The following is a 20,474-nucleotide window of genomic DNA, read 5'->3' as shown; positions in this document are numbered from 1 at the left end:
ACCATGTCGAAAACGTCACAGTTTCCACTTCGTTACGGCCTTCTCGCGGGCTGCATCGCCGCAAGCGTCGTGACGATCCCGGCGAGCCTGATCTACCCGGGTCTCTGGGTCGTGGCCGCTGTCTTTGGCCTGCTCAGCGCAGTTGGCATCCGTGACCTGATCCAGCGACGACGGACAGTGAGCCGCAATTATCCGATCATGGCCCACTTCCGCTACTTCCTGGAGTCGATTGGCCCGGAGATCCGCCAATACTTCATCCAGTCCGATACCGATGAGCTACCCTTCTCCCGCGAACAACGGTCCATCGTCTACCAACGGGCCAAGAACGTTCTGGACAAGCGGCCGTTCGGCTCCCTTCACGCCATGCATGAGGATGGCTTCGAGTGGATGAACCACTCGCTGCAGCCGCTGGAACACGACAACACCGATTTCCGGATTGAAATCGGCCGGAAACGCAAACGCCCATACAGCGCAAGCGTATTCAACATTTCCGCCATGAGCTTCGGCTCGCTATCCGCCAATGCCATTCTGGCGCTCAACACGGGTGCCCGTGACGGCCACTTCTATCACGACACCGGTGAGGGATCGATTTCCCGCTACCACCGACAGCCCGGCGGTGATCTGGTCTGGGAGATTGGCTCGGGGTACTTCGGCTGCCGTAACCCCGACGGCTCCTTCAGCGAGGACAAGTTCCGGGAAAACGCACAGCTGGATCAGGTAAAGATGATCGAAATCAAGCTGTCCCAGGGTGCCAAACCCGGTCACGGCGGCATCCTACCGGGGGCCAAAGTCACACCCGAGATCGCCGAAGCACGTGGCGTGCCCGAAGGTGAGGACGTGGTTTCACCGCCCTATCACACGGCATTCCGTTCGCCGATGGAGCTTATGGCCTTCATCGACAAACTGCACGAGCTTTCCGATGGCAAGCCGGTCGGCATCAAGCTGGCGATCGGCCACCCCTGGGAGTGGTTCGCCATTGTCAAGGCCATGCTGAAATCCGGAACCCGCCCCGATTTCATTGTCGTGGACGGCGGTGAAGGCGGAACGGGCGCCGCCCCGCTGGAGTTCATCAATCGCCTGGGCACGCCCATGACCGATGGGCTACTGCTGGTTCACAACACGCTGGTTGGCGCGAACCTGAGAGATGATATTGCCATCGGTGCGGCCGGCAAGATCACCTCTGCGTTCAACATCGCCCGGACCATCGCGTTGGGCGCGGATTTCTGCAATGCGGCCCGTGGTTTCATGTTCTCGCTCGGATGCATCCAGGCCCTGAGCTGCCACACCGGCCACTGCCCCAGTGGCGTCGCCACACAGGACCCGAGGCGGGGCGGCAAGCTGGACGTCGCGGACAAGAGCCAGCGCGTCTACAACTTTCACCACAACACCCTGGCAGCGCTGGGCAACCTGATCGGAGCGGCGGGGCTGAAACACACCAGTGAGCTGGGTCCGGAGCACATCATCCGGCGGGTCTCTCATGACGAGATTGCCTCATACATGGACCTGTACGATTTCCTCGCTCCTGGCGAACTGCTGGACGGTCCCTGTGACCACCCGATCTTTGAAAAATACTGGGAACCGGCACAGGCCGAATCCTTCGATCCGCCGGATTTCATCATCCGGCTGCGCGAGACCAAGATCGAATATGCCTGAGTCGGGCACGCGTCCGACCATCGGACGCGTGCCCGCCATGGACGGTGAGGAATGCGGAGAGCTTGACCGTCACAAAGCTCTCAAGGACCCAGCCCGGTTCATTAACCGAGCGGCACTGTCTGTCACGGCAATACCGGCCGGTTGGGGGTGGATCAGCGGTTGATTGCCGTTTTAGTACGGATGATAGCTGGCGTAGAAATGCCGGTAAAAATCGTTCAGACCGGTCAGCTTACCGGTGGGCACATCGACGTTGATTCGAAATCCACGCCCACACCACCAGCCATGAAACTCCGGATTCACCCAGCGGTGTGGATCCCCTTCCCGGTTCGCACACAGCCGGCCCATCTCCGCATCGATGCGGTACAGATGCGGGACCACGATCAACGACACCGGATCGAGGTCGATGGGGCAGCTCAAGGGCCACACCGCCGCTGCTCAGGCGCGAGGACACCGGCTGCCCTTCAAAATGAACAATGATATCGTCGTCCCGTGCCGCCCAGGCCACCATCTGCAGGAGATAGTCCGGGTCGTTGTAGGACCACATCGACAGGGCCCGCGCCGACTGGCAGGTGGGGTTGTTGCCCTGCCCGACGCCCAGCGGCTGGCCCAGCATACAGAGCACCCCCTCCAGAAGACGGGCGGACGGGGACGGAGATCCGCCAAACGCCAGCGTCAGGCGCTCTTGCGCTGACGGGCACAGCGAGCGTATCGACACGAAAAGTCGATATGGCCGCACCGCAGACCGATTAACCCTCCCGGTCAACCACCGTCTTCTGACAGACCCACCCAGTCCGCGGACAGTCGCCATAACCGTTCAGCGGCCTGATCGTCCCTGGCGGTGGAACGTCGCTTCTGGGGCCTGCAATCCTGGTAATAGCCACCGCTCTCCCCGGCTACCTCGTCCGAACTGGCCAACCAGACCGTTGTTCTGGAGCCTTCATCGGGCGTAATGGTAAAGCGGCGAATCACCCAGCTCATGGCCCTTTCGTACCAGTGATCACCAGGCCAGATATTGGTGTTCACCGCGCCGGGGTGCAGCGCGTTGACCGTCACACCCGTCCCTTCCAGGCGCTTCGACAATTCCCAGGTAAAGAGCATGTTCGCCAGCTTGGACTGGGCATACGCTTTCAGAACGTTGTAACCGCGGTTCAGGTTGAGGTCATCAAAATGCATGGTGCCGCCGGCGTGCGCGACGGAGGCGACATTGACGATCCGCCCCTGAGCAGCCTCCAGCGCCGGCAGCAGGCGGTTGGTGAGCAGAAACGGACCGAGATGATTGGTGGCAAACGTCATCTCAAACCCATCAACGGATTCCTTCCGTCGAAGATTGGCGATTCCCGCGTTGTTCACCAGAACATCGATACGGGGGAACCGCGACAACAGCTCGTCCGAGGCCTCGTTCACCGAAGCAATCGACGAGACGTCAAGCCGGACAACGGCCAGACTGGCCGCCGGGTGACTGGCCCGGATGTCGTTCATGGCCTGCTCGGCCGCCTCGAGCCGCCGGCAGGCCATGACCACCGTCGCGCCCATGCCCACCAGATCCCGCGCGGCGCAGAACCCAATGCCGCTGTTGGCACCGGTGATCACCACCGTTTTCCCGTTCATTGGCTTGCTCATTGCTATCTCCTCAATGGCACTGGACCGTCATCATAGCCACGGGGGCGCCGCGGAGTCATGGCGATGGGGCCGTCTTAAGAGGCCCCCAAAGAGGTGTCTTTATTTTTCAAAATGAGTGTTGTAGACTTCGCTCCCGCTGACGTGATGACCACTCGTCACGGCGAGCCGGGAGCGATGCTCCCACCCCTTGGCTCAGCGGCAGATCGGGGCGTAGCGCAGTCTGGTAGCGCACCTGTATGGGGTGCAGGTGGTCGGAGGTTCAAATCCTCCCGTCCCGACCAATCTTTTCAAGGACTTACGTAAGATTGACCCTTTCCCCCAAAACCTAGATGGCCACAAAATGGCCCTTTTAGTGTCCACGTTTACAAACGACCAATGCCCTGCATAGGCGCTACTTCTCACGGCAACTTAGAATGGCAGCCTTGCATTCTGTGCCGTGTAAGCCCTCGCCCCCTAGACCACTCGATTCCTTAGACCAAAACAGGCGCTTTGGGAAAGCATAGACCCAAGCAACGCAGAGCCGACTAGACAACAGCCGACGCACCCAACAACCCGTTTTGTTAATGCGCCGCAAATTTTTGAGCGGTTATTTAATATGAGGGGAGAAGCGAATTTCCCCCATGGGGGTGGGTCATTCGGTGAAGCCTGCCACCCTGGCTTGTGCCAACTTCTTTTGTAATTCTTCCTTTCGTTTCTGGAGGTTCCTTCGTTGTTCCTCGTTGATGCTGCTACCGCTGCCCTCCAGCCTTTCATTAATCATACGGAGGTGTTCCCGTAACTGCCCAGGTGGAGTCCCAAGCCAACCATCTATATGTAGGGTACATAGCCACCCCACAAAACTTGCCAACGCTACCACGTAAAACAGTGTTTCCATGCCGCCGTCAGGCCCGTCAGGGGATATAGCCACGCCGGACCCAAAGAAAAGCACCATCCACCCACCTTGAATAATCGGATTCAGCCTCATAAAGAACCCCACCTAACTATCTGATTGTTAATGGCTTGGCGCAGAAATGTAGCAGCCTTACGGTCCTCTGTCCTCCTAGTTTCGCAGGGTATAGGTAAGCGAAACCGACTAGACCACCCTCCCAAGCGGTTTCACTTCATGGTTTTGACAACTCAAACGAAACCATTATTATGAAACCAGACAAACGAAACCAGCGGGAGAACCACCAATGCACGTAAGGGCTTACCTCCGGGCTTCCACTGAAGACCAAGACGCACTCAGGGCAAAGGAGCAGCTTGAACAGTTCGCCGAAGAACAGGGCTTGAAGATTGCTGCCACCTACGTCGAGAGACAATCAGGGGCCAGCCTCAAGCGTCCCGAGCTATTCCGACTCCTGGGGGACTGTCACAAGGGGGATATCCTCCTGGTTGAGCAGGTGGACCGTCTTAGCCGTCTCAACGGGGAGGATTGGGAGACCCTTAAAACTGAAATCAAAAGCCGTGGCGTCCGTGTGGTCGCCTTGGACCTTCCTACGTCTTACATGGCCTTGAAGACTGATGACGAGATAACAGACCGACTTATGGAGTCACTGAACGGCATGATGCTCGACATGCTGGCTGCGCTGGCGCGTAAGGACTACGCAGACCGGAGAAGGCGACAGGCTCAGGGCATCAAGAAAGCAAAGGCGGAAGGGAAATTCAAAGGCCGTCCAGTGGATGAGGAAAGACACCGGAACATTAAGACCATGATTGAGAAGGGACATAGCTGGTCGGAAGTATCCCGAATCACTGGAGCCTCTCGTGCGACCATTGCAAGGGCGTTAAAACGAGCATAATAAGCGAAGGGGGCGCCATGCCCCCACTCTTTGCCTGCCGATGGACTATGACCCTTAGACCATTCATTTCAAAGCTCCATTCCTGGCTCCCCAGCTTCACATAGCCTGCCGACTACACGGACCGCCAATCACCTCATTGCATTAACTACCTGCTTTTCGGCAGAGCGCATTTTCAGGCAGGGGAAATAGAGTCTCATACTTCCATAGAAGTCCACGCACACGGGTCGACACTATAGGGCGGAGCTCGCCAGGTACCACCGGGAGGAGGATTCTACGGGTCGACATTATGGGAGGGCGTTAGTAATTCTCTCCCGCGCACTCTCGTACGTGGGTGAGCATCCGTTCTTATCCCACTTCACTAATCCACCCAGGAGAACACCTTGTCAGGCAACGACAACAACCGAAAGAAACAGGCCCAACGCCATCCAGAAAGGGTGGTCTACCCGGTCGGCTACTGCCCGGAATCCTATGGGGCCATGAAGACGCTACAGAAGCGCCTAAAGGTAGCATCAGGCCAAACCTACAGCCTTTCCGTTATAGCGCGGTCATTGGCGCTCCATGGGGTTCATAGCATTGATACGACCAATGGCAGCCCCTTTCAGAATTTATGCCGACGGAGCGCCACCAAAGGCCCCAAGCGTAAACCTCAACCCAAAGAAGCCACCCATGCCAAGTAACCCCTACAGACGACGTTATCGACACGAAATCATCCACGCCCAGTCTTCACGTCCTGGGATGCGGTCGAAGGTAAATGCCAAGTGCGTCTCATGTATTTACGACCCTGAGGCCCCCGGAACCTGGCGTCAGCAAGTCCAAGGCTGTCAGGTCTATGAGTGCCCATTGCATCCCATCCGCCCGCGCAGTACCGCCAGCCAGTAAAAACACACAGCCCGCCACATTGGGTCCATAAGACCCTACATATCACCTTGCATAGATGAAGGCGACCATACGCCGCCCCGGTGGGGATGGTCCGTGTATGCCTATGTCTGGCTCATTTGTGCGGGCTTATTGAAGGAGGAGCACATTGAACGAAACGGAACAACGACCACCTCTGCAACCGCCGACTAGCAAGAAAGAGCTACTAAACCTGTGCCAATTCGAGGGAGACGACAAGCGAGGAATGACAACACACATTGATGAGGGCGCAATCTTGGCCCTTGTCACGAATGGGGGGCTCGGGCGTTCCTCATCACTGTTCCTGCGAAAACTGTGCAAGACCGTAGTCATTCGCAACTATTGGTGCGGTTCGACTGAAGACCTAGAGCACTGCACGAAAACCACGACAGACGCCCGTAAAAAGTCAGTACGGAGGCTTAAAGATAGTAACGCCCTGCACATAGTCCAAAAACCATCAAAACACCGCGATTTTTGGTTGCTCAAGATACATCCCGTAATCGTGTGGCGTGGTTTCGGAAATCGAAGTAAAGAAAATCCCTTGCGAATCCACTTGACACACAAATGGATTACCGAGTCCCTTGAATCACTAAGAATGCCTCCCAGTGCCACATCAGGCACTCCATTACACGCCTAAACGCCTCAACCACGGGGCTTATAGGCCTTCGGAGATATTTCCCTATACCGTAATGGGAAATAAGTACCGCCTTTGCTGTCTCTTTGAAATCCATAGGCCTCCCCTTGGCAGTCCAAAGGCACCACCAAAGACACCACCAAAGGACGGGTATTCATCATCTTCGATGAAGAAGAATACCGATACCCAGGGACGGGCATTAGGACATACCTAAGGAGGACACCCAAGGGAGTGGAGTGGGGTATGTGACGATGAACGGTGTACACCCAGAGAGGATACCTTATGAAGCACCTGAGGGGATGCCTAAGGGTGACACGTAGGGAATACCTAAGGGACCACCCATGCTCATATACTGTCACCCTTAAACCCCGAAAAAACAGAAACATAAGAGCGCAAGACCATTGCCTCCTACATGATTCCTTCCTAACTCAATCATTGAAACGTCGTCAGTAGACAGAGAAACTGTCGATCGGGTCGATAACCCCTTTTAACTCAGGAGCTTATAAAAATGAACATCAACACATCAGCCTATGTTGTTTCTCGCTTAATCAATGACGTCAGACAACAACACCAGCGGATGGAGGCACAAACCCTTGACGCTCTGGCAGTCGTCGCCAAAAACCCCGGCATTGCGATTATCGACCTTGCCGACAGAATCGGCGTTTCAGAGGCTGCGGCAAGCCGGACGGTTTCAAAGCTCGGTCCAGGCTCTCCAAAGAAACTGGGTCTCGGCCTTATATACCGTTACGAGTCCCCTGAAAACCGTCGTTTCAAACAGGTGGAATTGACTGATAGGGGCCGTCAGTTCTTCTCCAATATCGGAGACACCCTTAAAGATGCCCTTAAACAAGCCAAAGTCACTGATTAGGAGACAATATGTCTGTTAGGAAAGAAAACGGTAGATATGTCGCACAAGTACACTCCAGACGTTTACCTCGCGTTCGAAAAAAGTTGCCACCTGGGACTACCAAAGAAGAGGCGGAACGAGTGGAGGCGTGGATTAAACTACAACTCCGAGCGGGGGTGGATAGACGGGTACTCGACTTCAGCGCCAACGCAGACAAGGAACTTCCTCATTCAAAGGGGTTCACTGTTCAAGAGGCATACGACAGAGCGATTCGAACGGTCTGGTCACGTACAAAGGCGTCGACGTCTTACTTTGGGCCGGTTGGTAGCAAGACTGTCGAGAAATTCGGCCCCGGCGTCATTATGGCGAACGTCAAAACCCATCATGTTGCCGACTTCGTGAATATATGCCTGGAAGATGGAGACGCGCCGTCTACCGTCAATCACCGCCTGAGCATCCTGAGAAAGCTCTGGGAGCTCGCTGAAAGCCATTGGGGCGTCGAAGATGTGCTACCAATCGACTTCAGTCGTTTTCGCGTCAAGAACGCCAGAAGGGACCGCATACGCGAAGTTTCAAAGGACGAAGAACAGGCCATCTATGCCCTACTGGCTGACTCACAACGTCAAGCAGCCTCAGGAATGCTAGAGGCCGTTTATGTAGCTATTTACACAGGTCTTCGTCAGGGTGAGCTATTGGCCCTAAAGCCTGAGGACGTATCCACAGCCAACCAACGAATTCACGTTCGCCGATCCTCTCGGACCACCGACAGTACGAAAACCTACGCCGACCGATTTGTCCCCATACGAGGCAGAGTAAAGGAAATCATTGATTCAAGGGCGAAACGCCATGAGCGGTGGATATTCCCAGAGTTGGACAAATGGACGGTACTGAGGCTTTGGCGCGTGGTGCGTAAAGGCATGGGCCTAGAGCACGACAAAGACTTCGTATTCCACGCATTAAGGCATACCTGTGCAACCCGTTTGCTTCGCTCAGGCGCGGACATTCGGTACGTCCAGAAGTGGCTGGGTCACGCGGATATTGGGACCACCCAGATTTACACCCATGTGGCCTCAACAGACTTGGATGACGTAGCCGACCGCTTCATGGCGGGCTGAAAAGCCTTCAAATTCAGGCGGCCACAAACAGACAATTTTAGTGGCCACAAAGGAGCTAAAAACGAGGGTCAATCGACTGTAACTAATTGATTTTCTGGTGCACTCTCAACAGAAAGGCTGTATGGGGTGCAGGTGGTCGGAGGTTCAAATCCTCCCGTCCCGACCATTTTCCCCTTCGATTCAGATGTTGGCAGGCCCGCTCACGGCGCAGACTGGCTGGACTCGGCAACAGCATCCCCACGGTCTCCGCCAAGACGCACGGTATTCCGTCCGGCTTCTTTGCCTCGATACAGCTGCTCATCAACACGCTGGATAAGATCCTCCGGCCGGTCCCCCCATTGCAGTTCCGCCACACCAAGCGTGGCCGTGACATCAAAACCGCCCAGGCAATCGGCTGTGATCAGCGAATGAAAGCGGGCCGCCGTCCGTAACGCATCCTCGCGCCCGGTTTCGGGGCAGATCACGAGAAACTCGTCACCGCCCCAGCGCACGGCCATATCCACATCACGGGCCTCGCGTCGGAGCATGTCCGCCAGTGCCACGATCACTGAATCGCCCGCCGGGTGGCCGTAGGCATCGTTAATGCGCTTGAAGTTGTCCAGATCGATGAGTATGACCGAGAGTGGATGGCCGTAGCGCCGGTTCAGCTCGAACTGTGTCGCCAAAAAGGCTTCCCCGGCACGACGATTGGACAACCCGCTGAGATGGTCCGTCCGGGCGACCTCCTCCAGCACGCCAAGCTTGGCGACGACGTCGCGGGTCCGGTCCCGAAGCAGTACCGCCGTCGATGACAGCACGACAAAGACAAGCAGGAACAGGTGAATCCGTGCCAGATACACCAAGTTGTCACAGCGTGTGCTATCAACGTCGATACAGGGCACCACCACGGATGAGGCCAGTAACACGGAGAGCCCCAGAGACAGCCCACCAACGATGGCTCCGCCCTGAAACCCAAGCAACAGAAAACTACCAACGATCAGAAGACCCACGGCCCAGTAATGACCACCGACCAGAGGCATGAGATTGGCGCCCAATGGATCGCCCACGAGGTAATGCCAGGCGAGCCGGCCGAGGATAATCACGGCCGCCAATCCGACGAGGACCCGATCAATAAGGACAAGGCGTGAGCGACCCCGGAGCGTCCACCAGGCCAATCCGGCGAAGATCGCACCAAAGACCGGATACCCCCAGGCTATGAACACATCCGCGGGGTCTCGGTAACACCAACTGATGAGGAAAATCGCTGACCCAAGCGCCGCAACGCCGGCATTGGACCATCGCCGGTAATGAGCGAGCGACGCCAACGTCGAGCGGTAATGCTCAATGGCCTGCCACGAATCCCGTTTTCCCTGTGATTGACCCAACCGCTAACTCCGTCCAGATCTGTCCAGTGTCCCTTAAGGAAGTGCGTTCGATCGGTTCACTCAGCGACCAGACGCTACTAACAATAGCAAAACCCGGGGCTCAGTCCGCTCCAACAGCGCCATCGTTCAGATGGTCACGCACGCGACCGGGGCGCTTTCGAACCCCGGGCACACGGTCATCTGCCATTCAGGGCCTTCATCCGGTCGGGAGCCCCCACATAAACGTAATTGGTATGCCAGGACCAGGGCCCTCCCTGATCCCGGACATTGTGGACGGACAGAACCGGTTCCGTTTTGCCTTCGGGGCGAAAACGGGTGACCACGCTGGTATCGTCGCCATCCGGCCCCCGAGTCGACGCGGTCCGACGCCATCCCTCTCCGAGGCAGTCGGAGACGTAGTCCACGGCAACCTGATACCGCGTCATCGCCACCGGTTGGCTGGGGGCTGTGACGGAGCACACATACGCCGCGTCATCCCTCCCCCAGGACCAGATTTCACAATGACCATCCACAATTTCCTCCCGGGCCTGGTACACCGTCATCATCCGGTAGTTGGTGGCGCTGCGCCGGAATTCGGCAAATCCATTCCCGTAATCAGCGACAACGGTTTTGAGGGTCCCGCAGGGATCCTCCACCCCCATGGAGACCTGCTGGGTTATGGAACAGCCTGCAAGCGTGGTCAGGGCCAGCCCGACAATGCCGGCACGATACGATCTGATCATGACAACAATCCTTCTGAACAAAACGGCAAAACGTTGATATCCGACGCCAGTCTCTCACGCAGACAAAACCGGTTTGGCGGATTTCAACCCATGCGCCCAGCCCCCTTGGGTCGATTCTCACCCATAAAGGCAGTTCCGGCGGTCTATTCCATCCCATCATAGCAGCCTTATCAGCGTGTTACGCCGACTGGCCCATGGCTTGCTCCACGGACGCACAGCGAAGCGACCCGCTTCGTGAAGCACCCCTACAAACACAACCAGAGTGGGAGCAGATTCCAATGAGACTCCGAACACTGATTGCAGCGACAACCACAACCCTGTTTGCCGCTGCCCCCGTCGCGGCCCAGGACCATTCCGACTGGCCTGAAAACTTCACACTCGGCACCGCCAGCCAGGGCGGCACCTACTTTGCCTACGGCTCGGGCTGGGCCAACTTCGTGTCCGAGAACCTCGACATTTCCGGTGGCGCGGAAATCACCGGTGGCCCGATGCAGAACATGGCGCTGGTCCAGACCGGTGACGTGAAGTTCGGCCTGACCACCATGGGCCCGGCCAGAGCCTCCCGTCAGGGCAACAGTCCGCTGGCGCCGGGGATGAAGATGGAAAATGTCTGCGCCATGTTCCCCATGTACCAGACGCCCTTCTCCGTGACAGCCCTGGCCGACTCGGGCATCGAGTCCATTGATGACATCCCGGATGGCGCCAAGATCGGCTTCGGACCGGCCGGCTCCACATCGGACACCTACTTTCCGAAGATGATGGAGACGCTGGGCGTGGACTTTGAGCGCCAGAACGGCAGCTGGTCCGATCTCGGCACCCAGCTTCAGGACGGCCTGATCGACGTGGTGGCCTTCGCGGCCGGCATCCCGGTGCCCGCCATCAGCCAGCTTGAGGTCCAGACCGGCGTCAACATCATCAGCTTCACCGACGAAGAGCGGCAGAAGGTGACCAACAAATTCCCGGTCTCCGAATTCACCATTCCGAAGGACACCTATCAGTCTCTGGAGAGTGGCTCCGAGGTCGTCTCCATGTGGAACTTCTCCATCGCCAACTGCGACGTGCCGGACAGCCTGGTGTACGAAATGACAAAGCTGACCATGGAGAACAACGATCGCATGGTCTCTATCCACAAGGCCGCGCAGAGCACGATTCCCGAGAACGTCGACAAGAACACCGCTCTGCCCTGGCATCCGGGCGCCGCGCGCTGGTTCCGGGAGAACGGCTACGAGATTCCGGACAGCCGGATCCAGTAAATTTCACGGGAGCCGGCCCGCCGGCTCCCCCTGACACCGACCGCCATGCGTGACGGTCATTGATTCTGAATCGGGTGTACCATGACTCATCCCAACAACAATGCCCCCAAGGTCCAGGAGGAAGACGATCACACGCTGCACCACGACGTGGACGATGAGCCGGTCGCGGCCAATCGTCGACTGTTCGAGGGCGGTCTGCTGAAGTTCGTCACACTACTGGCCATCGCCTATTCGGCGTTTCACCTCTACACCCTGAACGTGTCTCCCATGGAGACATGGTCGTTCCGTATTGTGCACATCGCCGGCGCCCTGGTGCTCGGCTTCTGTTTTTACGCCGGCGCACGGTTTGTCTCCGGAGCCGAAGGCCCAGCCCGACACCGCTGGACGACCTGGTTTGGCGCCGTCATGTTGCTGCCCGTCGCCTACGCGCTGTATCAGACCGGTGTCTTCTACCAGATGATGGCGGATGGCGCACAGCGCATTCCCGCCGCCCTGGAATCCAGTCACTTCGGCTGGCCGCTGCTGGTCGCCACGGGCTCCGGAATTGTCCTGAGCTGGTTCCACCAGCGTGAGCGTTCACGCTTCAGCGTCCCCGACCTGGTCCTGATTCTCTGTTCAATCGCCGTGGCCGCTTACTTTCTGGTGATCTACAACACACCGCTGCGAATGAGCACAGGGACGCCCTTTTCCCCCGTCGGCATTTCATTTGCCGCTGTTGCCGGCACGGCCCTGATTATGGAGATGACCCGGCGCGTGGCGGGCATTGCACTGGTCGCCATCGCCATGATCTTCCTCGGGTATGTGTTCCTTGGCCCCTATCTGCCGAGCTTCCTCGACTATCCGGGCATGTCCGTCAAGCGGTTCTTCGGTCAGGTGTATACCGGCGCAGGGGTACTGGGTCCGACCACCGCCGTATCGTCGACCTACATCATCCTGTTCATCATCTTCGCCGCCTTCCTGCAGGCCTCCAAAGTCGGCGATTATTTCGTGAACTTCGCATTTGCAGCCGCCGGTAAGTCCCGTGGCGGTCCCGCGAAAGTGTCCATCTTCGCCTCCGGCCTGATGGGCATGATCAACGGCACCAGTGCCGGTAATGTCGTTTCCACCGGGTCGCTGACCATCCCGCTGATGAAACGGGTCGGCTACAACTCACGCTCGGCCGGCGCGGTCGAAGCGGCGGCGTCCACCGGTGGTCAGATCATGCCGCCGATCATGGGCGCGGGTGCGTTCATCATGGCCGAGATCACCGGTATTCCGTACACCGAGATCGCCATCGCCGCGATCATCCCGGCTGTGCTGTACTTCCTGTCGGTCTACTTCATGGTGGACTTCGAGGCCGCCAAGACCGGAATGCGCGGCATGCGGGAGGACGAGCTGCCCTCGTTCAGGCGCCTGGTGAAGCAGGTCTACCTGTTCATCCCGATCATTATCCTGATCGTGGCTCTCTTCCAGGGCTATTCGGTGATCCGTGCCGGCACGCTCGCGACCGTCTCCGCCGCCGTCGTGAGCTGGTTCTCGCCCCACAAGATGGGCATTCGCTCGATCCTGAAGGCACTGGAACTGGCCTCGATCATGTCGATCCAGATCATCGTGGTCTGCGCCGCGGCCGGTGTGATCGTCGGTGTGATTTCGCTGACCGGTGTGGGCGCCCGTTTCTCGACACTGCTGCTGGACATTGCGGCTGCCAGCGACCTGCTGGCCCTTGTCTTTGCCATGTGCATCTCAATCCTGCTGGGAATGGGCATGCCCACGTCAGCGGCCTACGCGGTCGCGGCCTCCGTGGTCGCACCCGGTCTGGTGCAGCTTGGGATCGAGCCGCTGACGGCCCACTTCTTTGTCTTCTACTTCGCGGTGGTGTCCGCCATTACCCCACCGGTCGCGCTGGCCTCCTATGCGGCGGCGGGTATTTCCGGTGCCAATGCCATGCAGACGTCGGTGAGTTCGTTCCGCGTGGGCATTGCGGCGTTCATCGTGCCTTTCATGTTCTTCTACAATGGCGCCCTGCTGATGAACGCCGACGCGGTCGAGATCGCCCGAGCTATGGTGACGGCGATTCTGGGCGTCTACCTGCTTTCAGGTGGTGTTATGGGCTGGTTCGGACAGGCCCGTGCGTCCTGGCTACCAAGGGTCATCCTGATCGGTTCCGCCCTTCTGATGATTGAAGGCGGGCTGATCACCGACCTGATCGGCATTACCCTGGGCGCGGCGATGTTCCTGCTCCAGCGCCAACGGCGCCTGCAGGCCGCCGTAGCCTGAACGGCGTCGGGGTGGCGGCATCCTGCCGCCACCCCGACGCCCTCTGACCAGAATGGTGAGTCATGTCATTTCGAGCCGGTGCCATCCTGGCCTTTATCGTCACACTCCTAACGACCTGGATCGTCGGTGGCTGGGTCGGCTACGACCAGATCGAGCAGGATAGCCAGGAGGAAGCCTTCCGATACCGTCAGCTCGTGGCCAATGAGCTCAATCGTTACCTGCCCATTCCCGAGCTGATCGCCGAACACCCACTGCTGACGGCCGCGCTGACGCACCCGGGAGACGAGGCCCGGACGCTGCGCACCAACAGGGTTCTGCAGCGCATGGCGCACATCATCGGCAGCTCCGCAGTGTATCTGATGGACCGGACGGGGCGAACAATCGCCGCCAACAACCATCAGCAGCAGGGCAGCTTTATCGGGCGGAATTTCAGTTTCCGCCCCTACTTCCAGGACGCCCTGCAATCGGGGCAGTCAGCGATCTATTTCGCATTGGGGACCACATCGGATGTCCGGGGGCTTTATTTCTCCCACCCGGTCAAAGCCGCTGACGGGCGCATTCTTGGCGTCGTGGCAGTGAAGGTGCAGGTCGATGAGCTGGAATCCCAGTGGCACGGCCAGACCGGCACCGACCGGACCCACATGGTGGTGCTGGATACCAGCGGCGTCAGCTTCCTAGCCAGCCGGGAGGATTGGCTGTACCGGGACTTTCAACCGGACAGGGGGCCGGACACGCCCAACCGGCGCTATGCGGACCAGCCGATCAAGCCGGTGGCTCTGTCACGGCTCGGTTCGCCTCTGGGCGCGTCGTCGGCCTCTCATCTGGTACGACTTGAGCAGGGCAACCGGAGCCGCGAGTATCTGAGCGTGCAGGTACCGCTACCCCGGATGGACTGGACTCTGCAAGTGATGGCCCGGACCTATCCGGCACTCTGGACCCGGATCGCGTTCATGGTCGCCGGCACACTGATCTACTTCGGCGCTTGTCTGACCTGGCTCTACCTCCGAGAGCGACACCGTCGGGAATCGGAGCTGGCCGAGCGGGGCGAGCAGCTTGAGCGCCGGGTCGCGGAACGCACGGCGGATCTGGAGCGCTCCAACCGACAGCTCCTCGATGAGATCGAGCAGCGGGAGAAGGCCCAGACAGAGCTTCAGGAGACGCAGCAGGAGCTGATCCAGGCGGCCAAACTCGCGGTTCTGGGCCAGATGTCGGCCGGCCTCAATCATGAGATGAATCAGCCGCTGACCGCCATCCAGACCTATGCCCGCAACAGCCGGCGCTTTCTGGAGCGGGGCGCGCCCGACATGGTGGACGCCAATCTGTCGGAGATCCTGGAGCTGTGCGACAAGATGGCGGAACTGACGCGGCAGTTCAAAGTATTCGCCCGCAAGTCCGAGGGGCCGCCCGCCTCCGTGGATCTGCGGCTACCCATCGACGCGGCCCTCAAGATTGTCCAGTCTCAAGCCACGAGCGAAGGCGTGGCCATCGACTGGCGGCGGCCGGAGGCACCGGTGCTGTGCCATGGTGATACCATTCGTATCGAACAGGTCATGGTCAACCTGATCGGCAACGCGACACAGGCCGTGGACGGCATCACCAACCCGAGAGTGGCCATCACCATTGAAAGGGACGGCGCGACGTGGGTGTGCCGGGTACAGGACAATGGACCCGGGCTACCGGCCGACAGCGACCAGATTTTTGAGCCGTTCTATACGACCAAGTCCATGAAACAGGGCCTTGGGCTGGGCCTGTCCATTTCCCGACAGATCGTCGATGCTCTCGGCGGTCGGCTGACCGGCCACAATCGCCCGGACGGCGACGGCGCCGAATTCATTCTGGTGCTCAATGCGCGTGAGGAGACGGCATGACGGACCCCGAGGTCATCTTCATCGACGACGATCCGCATATCCGCCAGGCCATCGCCCAGGCGCTCGCTCTGGAGGACATGCCGGTTCAGTGTTACGGCGAGAGCCAGTCCGGCCTGGCGGCCATCTCCCCGGAGTTCGAGGGCGTCGTGCTGTGCGACTACAACATGCCCTGCATGGACGCGCTGGAAATCATGGAACGGGTCCAGGCCATGGACGAGTCCATCCCGGTGATCATCCTCACCGGTCAGGGGGACATCAGCACCGCGGTCACAGCCATGCAGCGCGGCGCCTATGACTTCATCGAGAAACCGTTCGATCACGACGAGCTGATCGAACTGCTTCGTCATGCGCTGGAAAAGCGCCACCTGGCCCTGGAAAACCGCCGTCTGAAGGCCCAACTCCGCCATTTTGCCCGCCCCGGTCCCCGCATCCTTGGCGACTCCCCAGCGATGAGGACGGTTGTTCTGTCCATCGACCCGTTGCTGGACAATTCCGCCAACGTCCTGCTCCGTGGCGAAACCGGTTCCGGCAAGGACGCCATCGCCCGTTACATCCACGAGAACAGCAACCGAAGCGACCACAACTTCGTCGCCATCAACTGCGGTGCGGTCCCTGAAAACCTGATCGAGAGCGAACTCTTTGGTCACGAAAAAGGCGCGTTCACCGGAGCGGACAAGCGCCGGATCGGCAAGATTGAGCACGCCCAGGGCGGCACCCTGTTTCTGGATGAAGTCGAAAGCATGCCCATGCTGCTGCAGGTCAAGCTCCTGCGGGTGCTGGAAGAGCAGCGCGTGGAACGGCTCGGCAGCAATCACGAAATTGACGTGGATGTGCGGGTGATTGCCGCCACCAAGGCCGACCTGCGGAGCCTCAGCGAGCAGGGCGAGTTCCGGTCAGACCTGTACTATCGCCTCAACGTCGTGGAGATCGCCATCCCTCCGCTGCGTGAGCGCGAGAACGACATACCGATGCTGTTCCACCACTTCGCCCTGATCGCGGCCGCCCGATACGACCGCGAGAGCATCCCGCTGAACGCGGCTCAAGCCGCCCGGTTGATGCGCCACGACTGGCCGGGCAATGTGCGGGAACTGCGCAATCTGGCAGAGCGTTATGTTCTGCTCGGCCCGTCCGCCCTCGACGACAGTGGCGGCGACACTCAGGCCAACATCACGGGACGCGAGACACTCGGGGAAATGATCGATGGATTTGAGCGCTCCCTGCTCGTCTCTGCCCTCAACGATTGCCAGGGCAGCATCAAGGACACGATGGTCCGGCTTGGGATCGCCCGTAAGACACTGTACGAGAAGATGAAAAAACATGGCCTCGACAAGTCCGACTTCAAGGCCTGAGAGGTCGCCTGGCGACCGTTTATCCGGACAGGATGGCAGGCGCGCCGCTGTGGTGCGACAATCACCGTAACGGTTGAATTCGCAGCCGCACACTCTGCAACGAATGGAGGCGACCATGTACAAACGGATTCTGGTGCCCGTTGATCTGTCCCACACGGACAAAATGAGCAAAGCGCTCCAGACGGCCATCGACATGGCCCGACACTACAGCGCCACCCTTCATTACGTCACCGTGACGAGCAGCGCACCATCCAGTGCCGCGCATAATCCGCAGGAACTCGCCCAGAAGCTGGCAACCTTTGCCCAGGAGCAGGGCGAGACCCACGGCATCGACACCACCAGCCAGGTCATCGAGTCCGTCGATACGGCTGTGGAGCTGGAAGACAAACTGCTGGAGGCCATCAGTGACTCCGGCGCTGACCTGGTGGTCCTCGCCTCACACCCACCCGGCATTGGCGACCGACTGCACATCCTGCACTCCAACGCCGCCAATATCGTCCGGCACAGTGATGTCTCAGTGTTTGTCGTCCGCTAATGCCCCGTCGGATCATTCGCTGATCGACTGAGCGGCCCGGCCAGAGGCGCCAGCGGTACGACGTCGGTCAGCAAATGAATCAGACGGGACACTCACCAGCGCAGCGTCTTTTCCTCGGGATAGGCGATCTCGTAGCCCAGCGTCAGGTCCTGATGGTCCCCCGGCGCCAGCTCCAGATCCCAGGCCAGCAGTCCCAGCTTGTCGTCCACGTCGCGCTCGGAGGGCTTGGTCAGCTCCAGTGTTGAGACGGTAATGTCGTCGTGGCGGGCCACCGGCAGCCGGCCGAAGACTTTCAGCGTGACCGGCTGATCGTGGTGATTGCTGACCTCGAAGACGAGCTGCCGGCGCACCCAGGCGTCGCCACTCAGCATGCCCTTGGTGCCCCGGCTCTCATCCGCGACACGGGTGTCCACACGCACCCGATCATCCACGCCGAAGGACAGGTCCAGCTCCCCACCAGGCCGGATGGTGTCGAGGTGGGACTGCCCGGTGAAGACGCCATCCTGGATCAGGTTCACCGACCCGGCCGGCAGTACCGCTTCGCCGTCGTAGGTGGCCGCCGCGTGAATATAGGCCGCCGGGTTGATTTCCGGCACGGCGTGCACGGCCACATTCGCGTCCAGAACGGTCTCGGACACCGTCAGCCGGCGGCCCCGGCCATCGCTGGGCAGACTGACCGACCCCGGAAGCTGCCAGGTGCGGGTCATCCCTCGTTGCTCCAGCTTTGCTGTCTCCTGTCGGGCGCGACCGGCACTCGACGGAACCGCCATTTTCAGGGCGGCATCGGCTTCCTGGGCGGGTTCAGGCCGCGGCTCGAACAGGTCGACCTGATACGGCGGCGGATCAGGCAACCGCCCTCCTGCCGACACACGGGCTGTCGAGAGCGTCATCGACACGTCCTCCCAGTCCCGACCCGTCTGCTGCCTTACATCCGCCTGATAGTGAAGCGCCATCTTACTGTCCGCTGTCTCCAGGCGCGCCTCATAGGCGGGGGACCACCCTGCCGAGCGCGTCTGGTAAGTCAGGTGTGCCGTCGCATCAACCGCCGCCGGTGACACATATTCAATCGTCACCGCCATGGACGACTTGCGGCCCTGACCCAGAGCCTCGAGCTCTTTCCGCACCCGCTCGATTTCCTGGTCCAGCGTTCGGCGCTCTTTTTCAACTGCCCGTATCGTCGCCAGGGCGTCCGTGGCGGACTCCGTAATCCGAGCCTCCAGTCCGTCACTTCCACTGGACGCCGAATCCCCCGTTCCCTGCCCGGCGATCCGTGATTCCACCAGATCCACACGGTACTGGGCGACCTGGATGCGATCGGTCAGTGTCTGACGCTCATCCCGCAGCGACTGCAGCGTTTCGCGCAGTGATCGTTGCCGGGCTTCCCAGGCCTGGCTGGAAGCCACTCGGCGACTGTCCACATGTCGGATGACAAGGCCATCGCCACTCTCCAGAGCCACACGCAGTGACTCCGGCTGCAGGCCGGGCGAGAGGTTTCGAATGGTCACCTGCCCTTCCCCGGGCTCCAGCGTCACCCGCTCTTCACGTTCAATCGTGGCCTGATCCGGGAACAGGGTCACCGCAGTGACTTTCGCCAGTGCCATCGACGGCGCCAGACCGGCACAGAATCCAGCGATCAGTAGCGGGGAGCGGGAAAGCGGCATGGCGAGTTCCTTTTTTTCATGACTGTGAAGACCGTGAGAGCCTACCCTGGCTTCGAAGTTCCGGCGATGACGGAATGGTAAGGAATGGTGTTGATAAAGCGGGGTTAGACACAAAAGACATGGGGCAATAAAAGTTTTAAAGTATGAAAGTCTTAAAGCGGATAACCTCACGAGGCCTGCTTCCAAAACTTTAAAACCTTCAGACCTTAAAACAGTCAAACCTTTTCGATTTCGCTCGAAGGGCGTTTCCGTGCTTTCCGTGGCCAATCAGGGGACTTACCGGGCCGGCGTGTTGAGCACATCCAGCACGTCTTCCAGCTCGGCAATCATCTGACGAATGAGCTGGCGATACTGGGACGTGTCGTCCTCAATTTCCTTGCTGTCGAGCTTCTGCTTGGCCCCACCAATGGTGTAGCCCTGATCGTAGAGCAGGCTGCGGATCTGGCGGATGGTGAGCACGTCCGCACGCTGGTAGTACCGTCGGTTGCCCCGGCGCTTGACCGGCGACAGCTGCGGGAATTCCTGCTCCCAGTACCGCAGTACATGCGCCTTCACACTGCACAGGTCCGCCACTTCACCGATGGTGAAGTAGCGTTTGCCTGGGATCGGCGGCAGCTCGTTGTTATTGCTCGGTTCCAGCATAGTCTTCAACTTTCTGCTTCAGTTTCTGCCCGGGCCGGAACGTCACCACACGACGCGCACTGATCGGAATCTCTTCCCCGGTCTTCGGATTTCGGCCGGGGCGCTCTTTCTTGTCCCGCAGATCAAAATTGCCAAATCCGGAAAGCTTAACCTGCTCGTTGTGACTGAGCGACTCGCTGATCTCGCCAAAGAAGGCCTCCACCATCTCCTTGGCCTCACGCTTATTCAGACCCAGCTCATCGAACAGGCGTTCCGCCATATCCGCCTTTGTCAAAGCCGCCAT

At 59.3% G+C, this 20,474-nt stretch carries 15 protein-coding genes, 1 tRNA gene and 1 pseudogene; 10 read left to right on the top strand and 7 right to left on the bottom strand.

Going from position 1 to position 20,474, the window contains the following annotated elements:
• The first annotated feature begins 3 nt into the window (after positions 1–3).
• Positions 4–1,653, top strand: coding sequence for an FMN-binding glutamate synthase family protein (locus C8D92_RS02010; RefSeq protein ID WP_116918284.1), 1,650 nt, complete (start codon positions 4–6; stop codon positions 1,651–1,653).
• 99 nt (positions 1,654–1,752) lie between these two features.
• Here the strand turns inward: C8D92_RS02010 and C8D92_RS16005 are convergent.
• Positions 1,753–2,356, bottom strand: a pseudogene (locus C8D92_RS16005) (hypothetical protein); the annotation flags it as partial.
• Positions 2,357–2,412: 56 nt separating this feature from the next.
• Positions 2,413–3,273 carry an SDR family oxidoreductase gene (locus C8D92_RS02000; protein WP_116918283.1) on the bottom strand — a complete coding sequence of 287 codons (861 nt, stop codon included), beginning with the start codon at positions 3,271–3,273 and terminating at the stop codon, positions 2,413–2,415.
• A gap of 204 nt (positions 3,274–3,477) precedes the next feature.
• Here C8D92_RS02000 and C8D92_RS01995 point away from each other — a divergent pair.
• From C8D92_RS01995 to C8D92_RS01975, 4 genes are all read left to right on the top strand, one after another.
• Positions 3,478–3,554 (top strand) — tRNA-Pro (locus tag C8D92_RS01995).
• A gap of 891 nt (positions 3,555–4,445) precedes the next feature.
• Positions 4,446–5,051, top strand: coding sequence for a recombinase family protein (locus tag C8D92_RS01985; protein ID WP_116918282.1), 606 nt, complete (start codon positions 4,446–4,448; stop codon positions 5,049–5,051).
• 2,036 nt (positions 5,052–7,087) lie between these two features.
• Positions 7,088–7,447 carry a MarR family winged helix-turn-helix transcriptional regulator gene (locus C8D92_RS01980; RefSeq protein ID WP_095612403.1) on the top strand — a complete coding sequence of 120 codons (360 nt, stop codon included), beginning with the start codon at positions 7,088–7,090 and terminating at the stop codon, positions 7,445–7,447.
• Between the two features lie 8 nt (positions 7,448–7,455).
• Complete coding sequence (locus C8D92_RS01975) at positions 7,456–8,541, top strand: tyrosine-type recombinase/integrase (protein WP_116918281.1); 1,086 nt, start codon at positions 7,456–7,458, stop codon at positions 8,539–8,541.
• A 200-nt stretch (positions 8,542–8,741) separates the two neighbouring features.
• Here the strand turns inward: C8D92_RS01975 and C8D92_RS01970 are convergent, their stop codons facing one another.
• Together C8D92_RS01970 and C8D92_RS01965 are read right to left on the bottom strand one after the other, a co-directional pair.
• Complete coding sequence (locus C8D92_RS01970) at positions 8,742–9,905, bottom strand: GGDEF domain-containing protein (protein ID WP_116918280.1); 1,164 nt, start codon at positions 9,903–9,905, stop codon at positions 8,742–8,744.
• Positions 9,906–10,081: 176 nt separating this feature from the next.
• Complete coding sequence (locus tag C8D92_RS01965; RefSeq protein ID WP_095610463.1) at positions 10,082–10,627, bottom strand: hypothetical protein; 546 nt, start codon at positions 10,625–10,627, stop codon at positions 10,082–10,084.
• Positions 10,628–10,905: 278 nt separating this feature from the next.
• On the opposite strand from C8D92_RS01965, the gene C8D92_RS01960 reads away from it, so the two are divergent.
• The 5 genes from C8D92_RS01960 to C8D92_RS01940 all read left to right on the top strand — a co-directional run bounded on the left by C8D92_RS01960 (position 10,906) and on the right by C8D92_RS01940 (position 17,888).
• On the top strand, positions 10,906–11,880 hold the full coding sequence (locus C8D92_RS01960; RefSeq protein ID WP_116918279.1) for a TAXI family TRAP transporter solute-binding subunit: 975 nt from the start codon (positions 10,906–10,908) through the stop codon (positions 11,878–11,880).
• Between the two features lie 81 nt (positions 11,881–11,961).
• Positions 11,962–14,136, top strand: a complete 2,175-nt coding sequence (locus C8D92_RS01955) for a TRAP transporter permease (protein WP_095610465.1) — start codon at positions 11,962–11,964, stop codon at positions 14,134–14,136.
• Positions 14,137–14,198: 62 nt separating this feature from the next.
• Positions 14,199–16,004 (top strand): sensor histidine kinase, encoded by a 1,806-nt coding sequence (locus C8D92_RS01950; RefSeq protein ID WP_116918278.1) that lies wholly within the window; start codon positions 14,199–14,201, stop codon positions 16,002–16,004.
• Positions 16,001–17,353: a sigma-54-dependent transcriptional regulator gene (locus C8D92_RS01945; protein WP_095610467.1), complete on the top strand. Its 1,353-nt coding sequence runs from the start codon at positions 16,001–16,003 to the stop codon at positions 17,351–17,353. Before C8D92_RS01950 ends, C8D92_RS01945 begins: the two co-directional genes overlap by 4 nt.
• Before the next feature lie 115 nt (positions 17,354–17,468).
• Entirely contained in the window at positions 17,469–17,888 is a 420-nt protein-coding gene (locus C8D92_RS01940; RefSeq protein WP_095610468.1) for a universal stress protein, read from the top strand.
• A 92-nt stretch (positions 17,889–17,980) separates the two neighbouring features.
• Here the strand turns inward: C8D92_RS01940 and C8D92_RS01935 are convergent, their stop codons facing one another.
• The 3 genes from C8D92_RS01935 to ihfA all read right to left on the bottom strand — a co-directional run bounded on the left by C8D92_RS01935 (position 17,981) and on the right by ihfA (position 20,474).
• Positions 17,981–19,549: a mucoidy inhibitor MuiA family protein gene (locus C8D92_RS01935; protein WP_116918277.1), complete on the bottom strand. Its 1,569-nt coding sequence runs from the start codon at positions 19,547–19,549 to the stop codon at positions 17,981–17,983.
• 276 nt (positions 19,550–19,825) lie between these two features.
• On the bottom strand, positions 19,826–20,191 hold the full coding sequence (locus tag C8D92_RS01930; RefSeq protein ID WP_095610470.1) for a MerR family transcriptional regulator: 366 nt from the start codon (positions 20,189–20,191) through the stop codon (positions 19,826–19,828).
• Positions 20,172–20,474 (bottom strand): integration host factor subunit alpha, encoded by a 303-nt coding sequence (gene ihfA, locus C8D92_RS01925; protein WP_095610471.1) that lies wholly within the window; start codon positions 20,472–20,474, stop codon positions 20,172–20,174. Before ihfA ends, C8D92_RS01930 begins: the two co-directional genes overlap by 20 nt.

Source organism: Tamilnaduibacter salinus (genome assembly GCF_003096655.1).
Lineage (GTDB): Bacteria > Pseudomonadota > Gammaproteobacteria > Pseudomonadales > Oleiphilaceae > Tamilnaduibacter > Tamilnaduibacter salinus.
This window is presented reverse-complemented; position numbering and strand designations above follow the sequence as displayed.

What these genes read in the sequence shown, in the direction of transcription:
- C8D92_RS01930 (WP_095610470.1), bottom strand. Translation starts at nt 20,191, where the DNA reads ATGCTGGAACCGAGCAATAACAACGAGCTGCCGCCGATCCCAGGCAAA.
- C8D92_RS01950 (WP_116918278.1), top strand. Translation starts at nt 14,199, where the DNA reads ATGTCATTTCGAGCCGGTGCCATCCTGGCCTTTATCGTCACACTCCTA.
- C8D92_RS01955 (WP_095610465.1), top strand. Translation starts at nt 11,962, where the DNA reads ATGACTCATCCCAACAACAATGCCCCCAAGGTCCAGGAGGAAGACGAT.
- C8D92_RS01980 (WP_095612403.1), top strand. Translation starts at nt 7,088, where the DNA reads ATGAACATCAACACATCAGCCTATGTTGTTTCTCGCTTAATCAATGAC.
- C8D92_RS02000 (WP_116918283.1), bottom strand. Translation starts at nt 3,273, where the DNA reads ATGAGCAAGCCAATGAACGGGAAAACGGTGGTGATCACCGGTGCCAAC.
- C8D92_RS01960 (WP_116918279.1), top strand. Translation starts at nt 10,906, where the DNA reads ATGAGACTCCGAACACTGATTGCAGCGACAACCACAACCCTGTTTGCC.
- C8D92_RS01935 (WP_116918277.1), bottom strand. Translation starts at nt 19,549, where the DNA reads ATGCCGCTTTCCCGCTCCCCGCTACTGATCGCTGGATTCTGTGCCGGT.
- C8D92_RS01975 (WP_116918281.1), top strand. Translation starts at nt 7,456, where the DNA reads ATGTCTGTTAGGAAAGAAAACGGTAGATATGTCGCACAAGTACACTCC.
- ihfA (WP_095610471.1), bottom strand. Translation starts at nt 20,474, where the DNA reads ATGGCGGCTTTGACAAAGGCGGATATGGCGGAACGCCTGTTCGATGAG.
- C8D92_RS01940 (WP_095610468.1), top strand. Translation starts at nt 17,469, where the DNA reads ATGTACAAACGGATTCTGGTGCCCGTTGATCTGTCCCACACGGACAAA.
- C8D92_RS02010 (WP_116918284.1), top strand. Translation starts at nt 4, where the DNA reads ATGTCGAAAACGTCACAGTTTCCACTTCGTTACGGCCTTCTCGCGGGC.
- C8D92_RS01965 (WP_095610463.1), bottom strand. Translation starts at nt 10,627, where the DNA reads ATGATCAGATCGTATCGTGCCGGCATTGTCGGGCTGGCCCTGACCACG.
- C8D92_RS01945 (WP_095610467.1), top strand. Translation starts at nt 16,001, where the DNA reads ATGACGGACCCCGAGGTCATCTTCATCGACGACGATCCGCATATCCGC.
- C8D92_RS01985 (WP_116918282.1), top strand. Translation starts at nt 4,446, where the DNA reads ATGCACGTAAGGGCTTACCTCCGGGCTTCCACTGAAGACCAAGACGCA.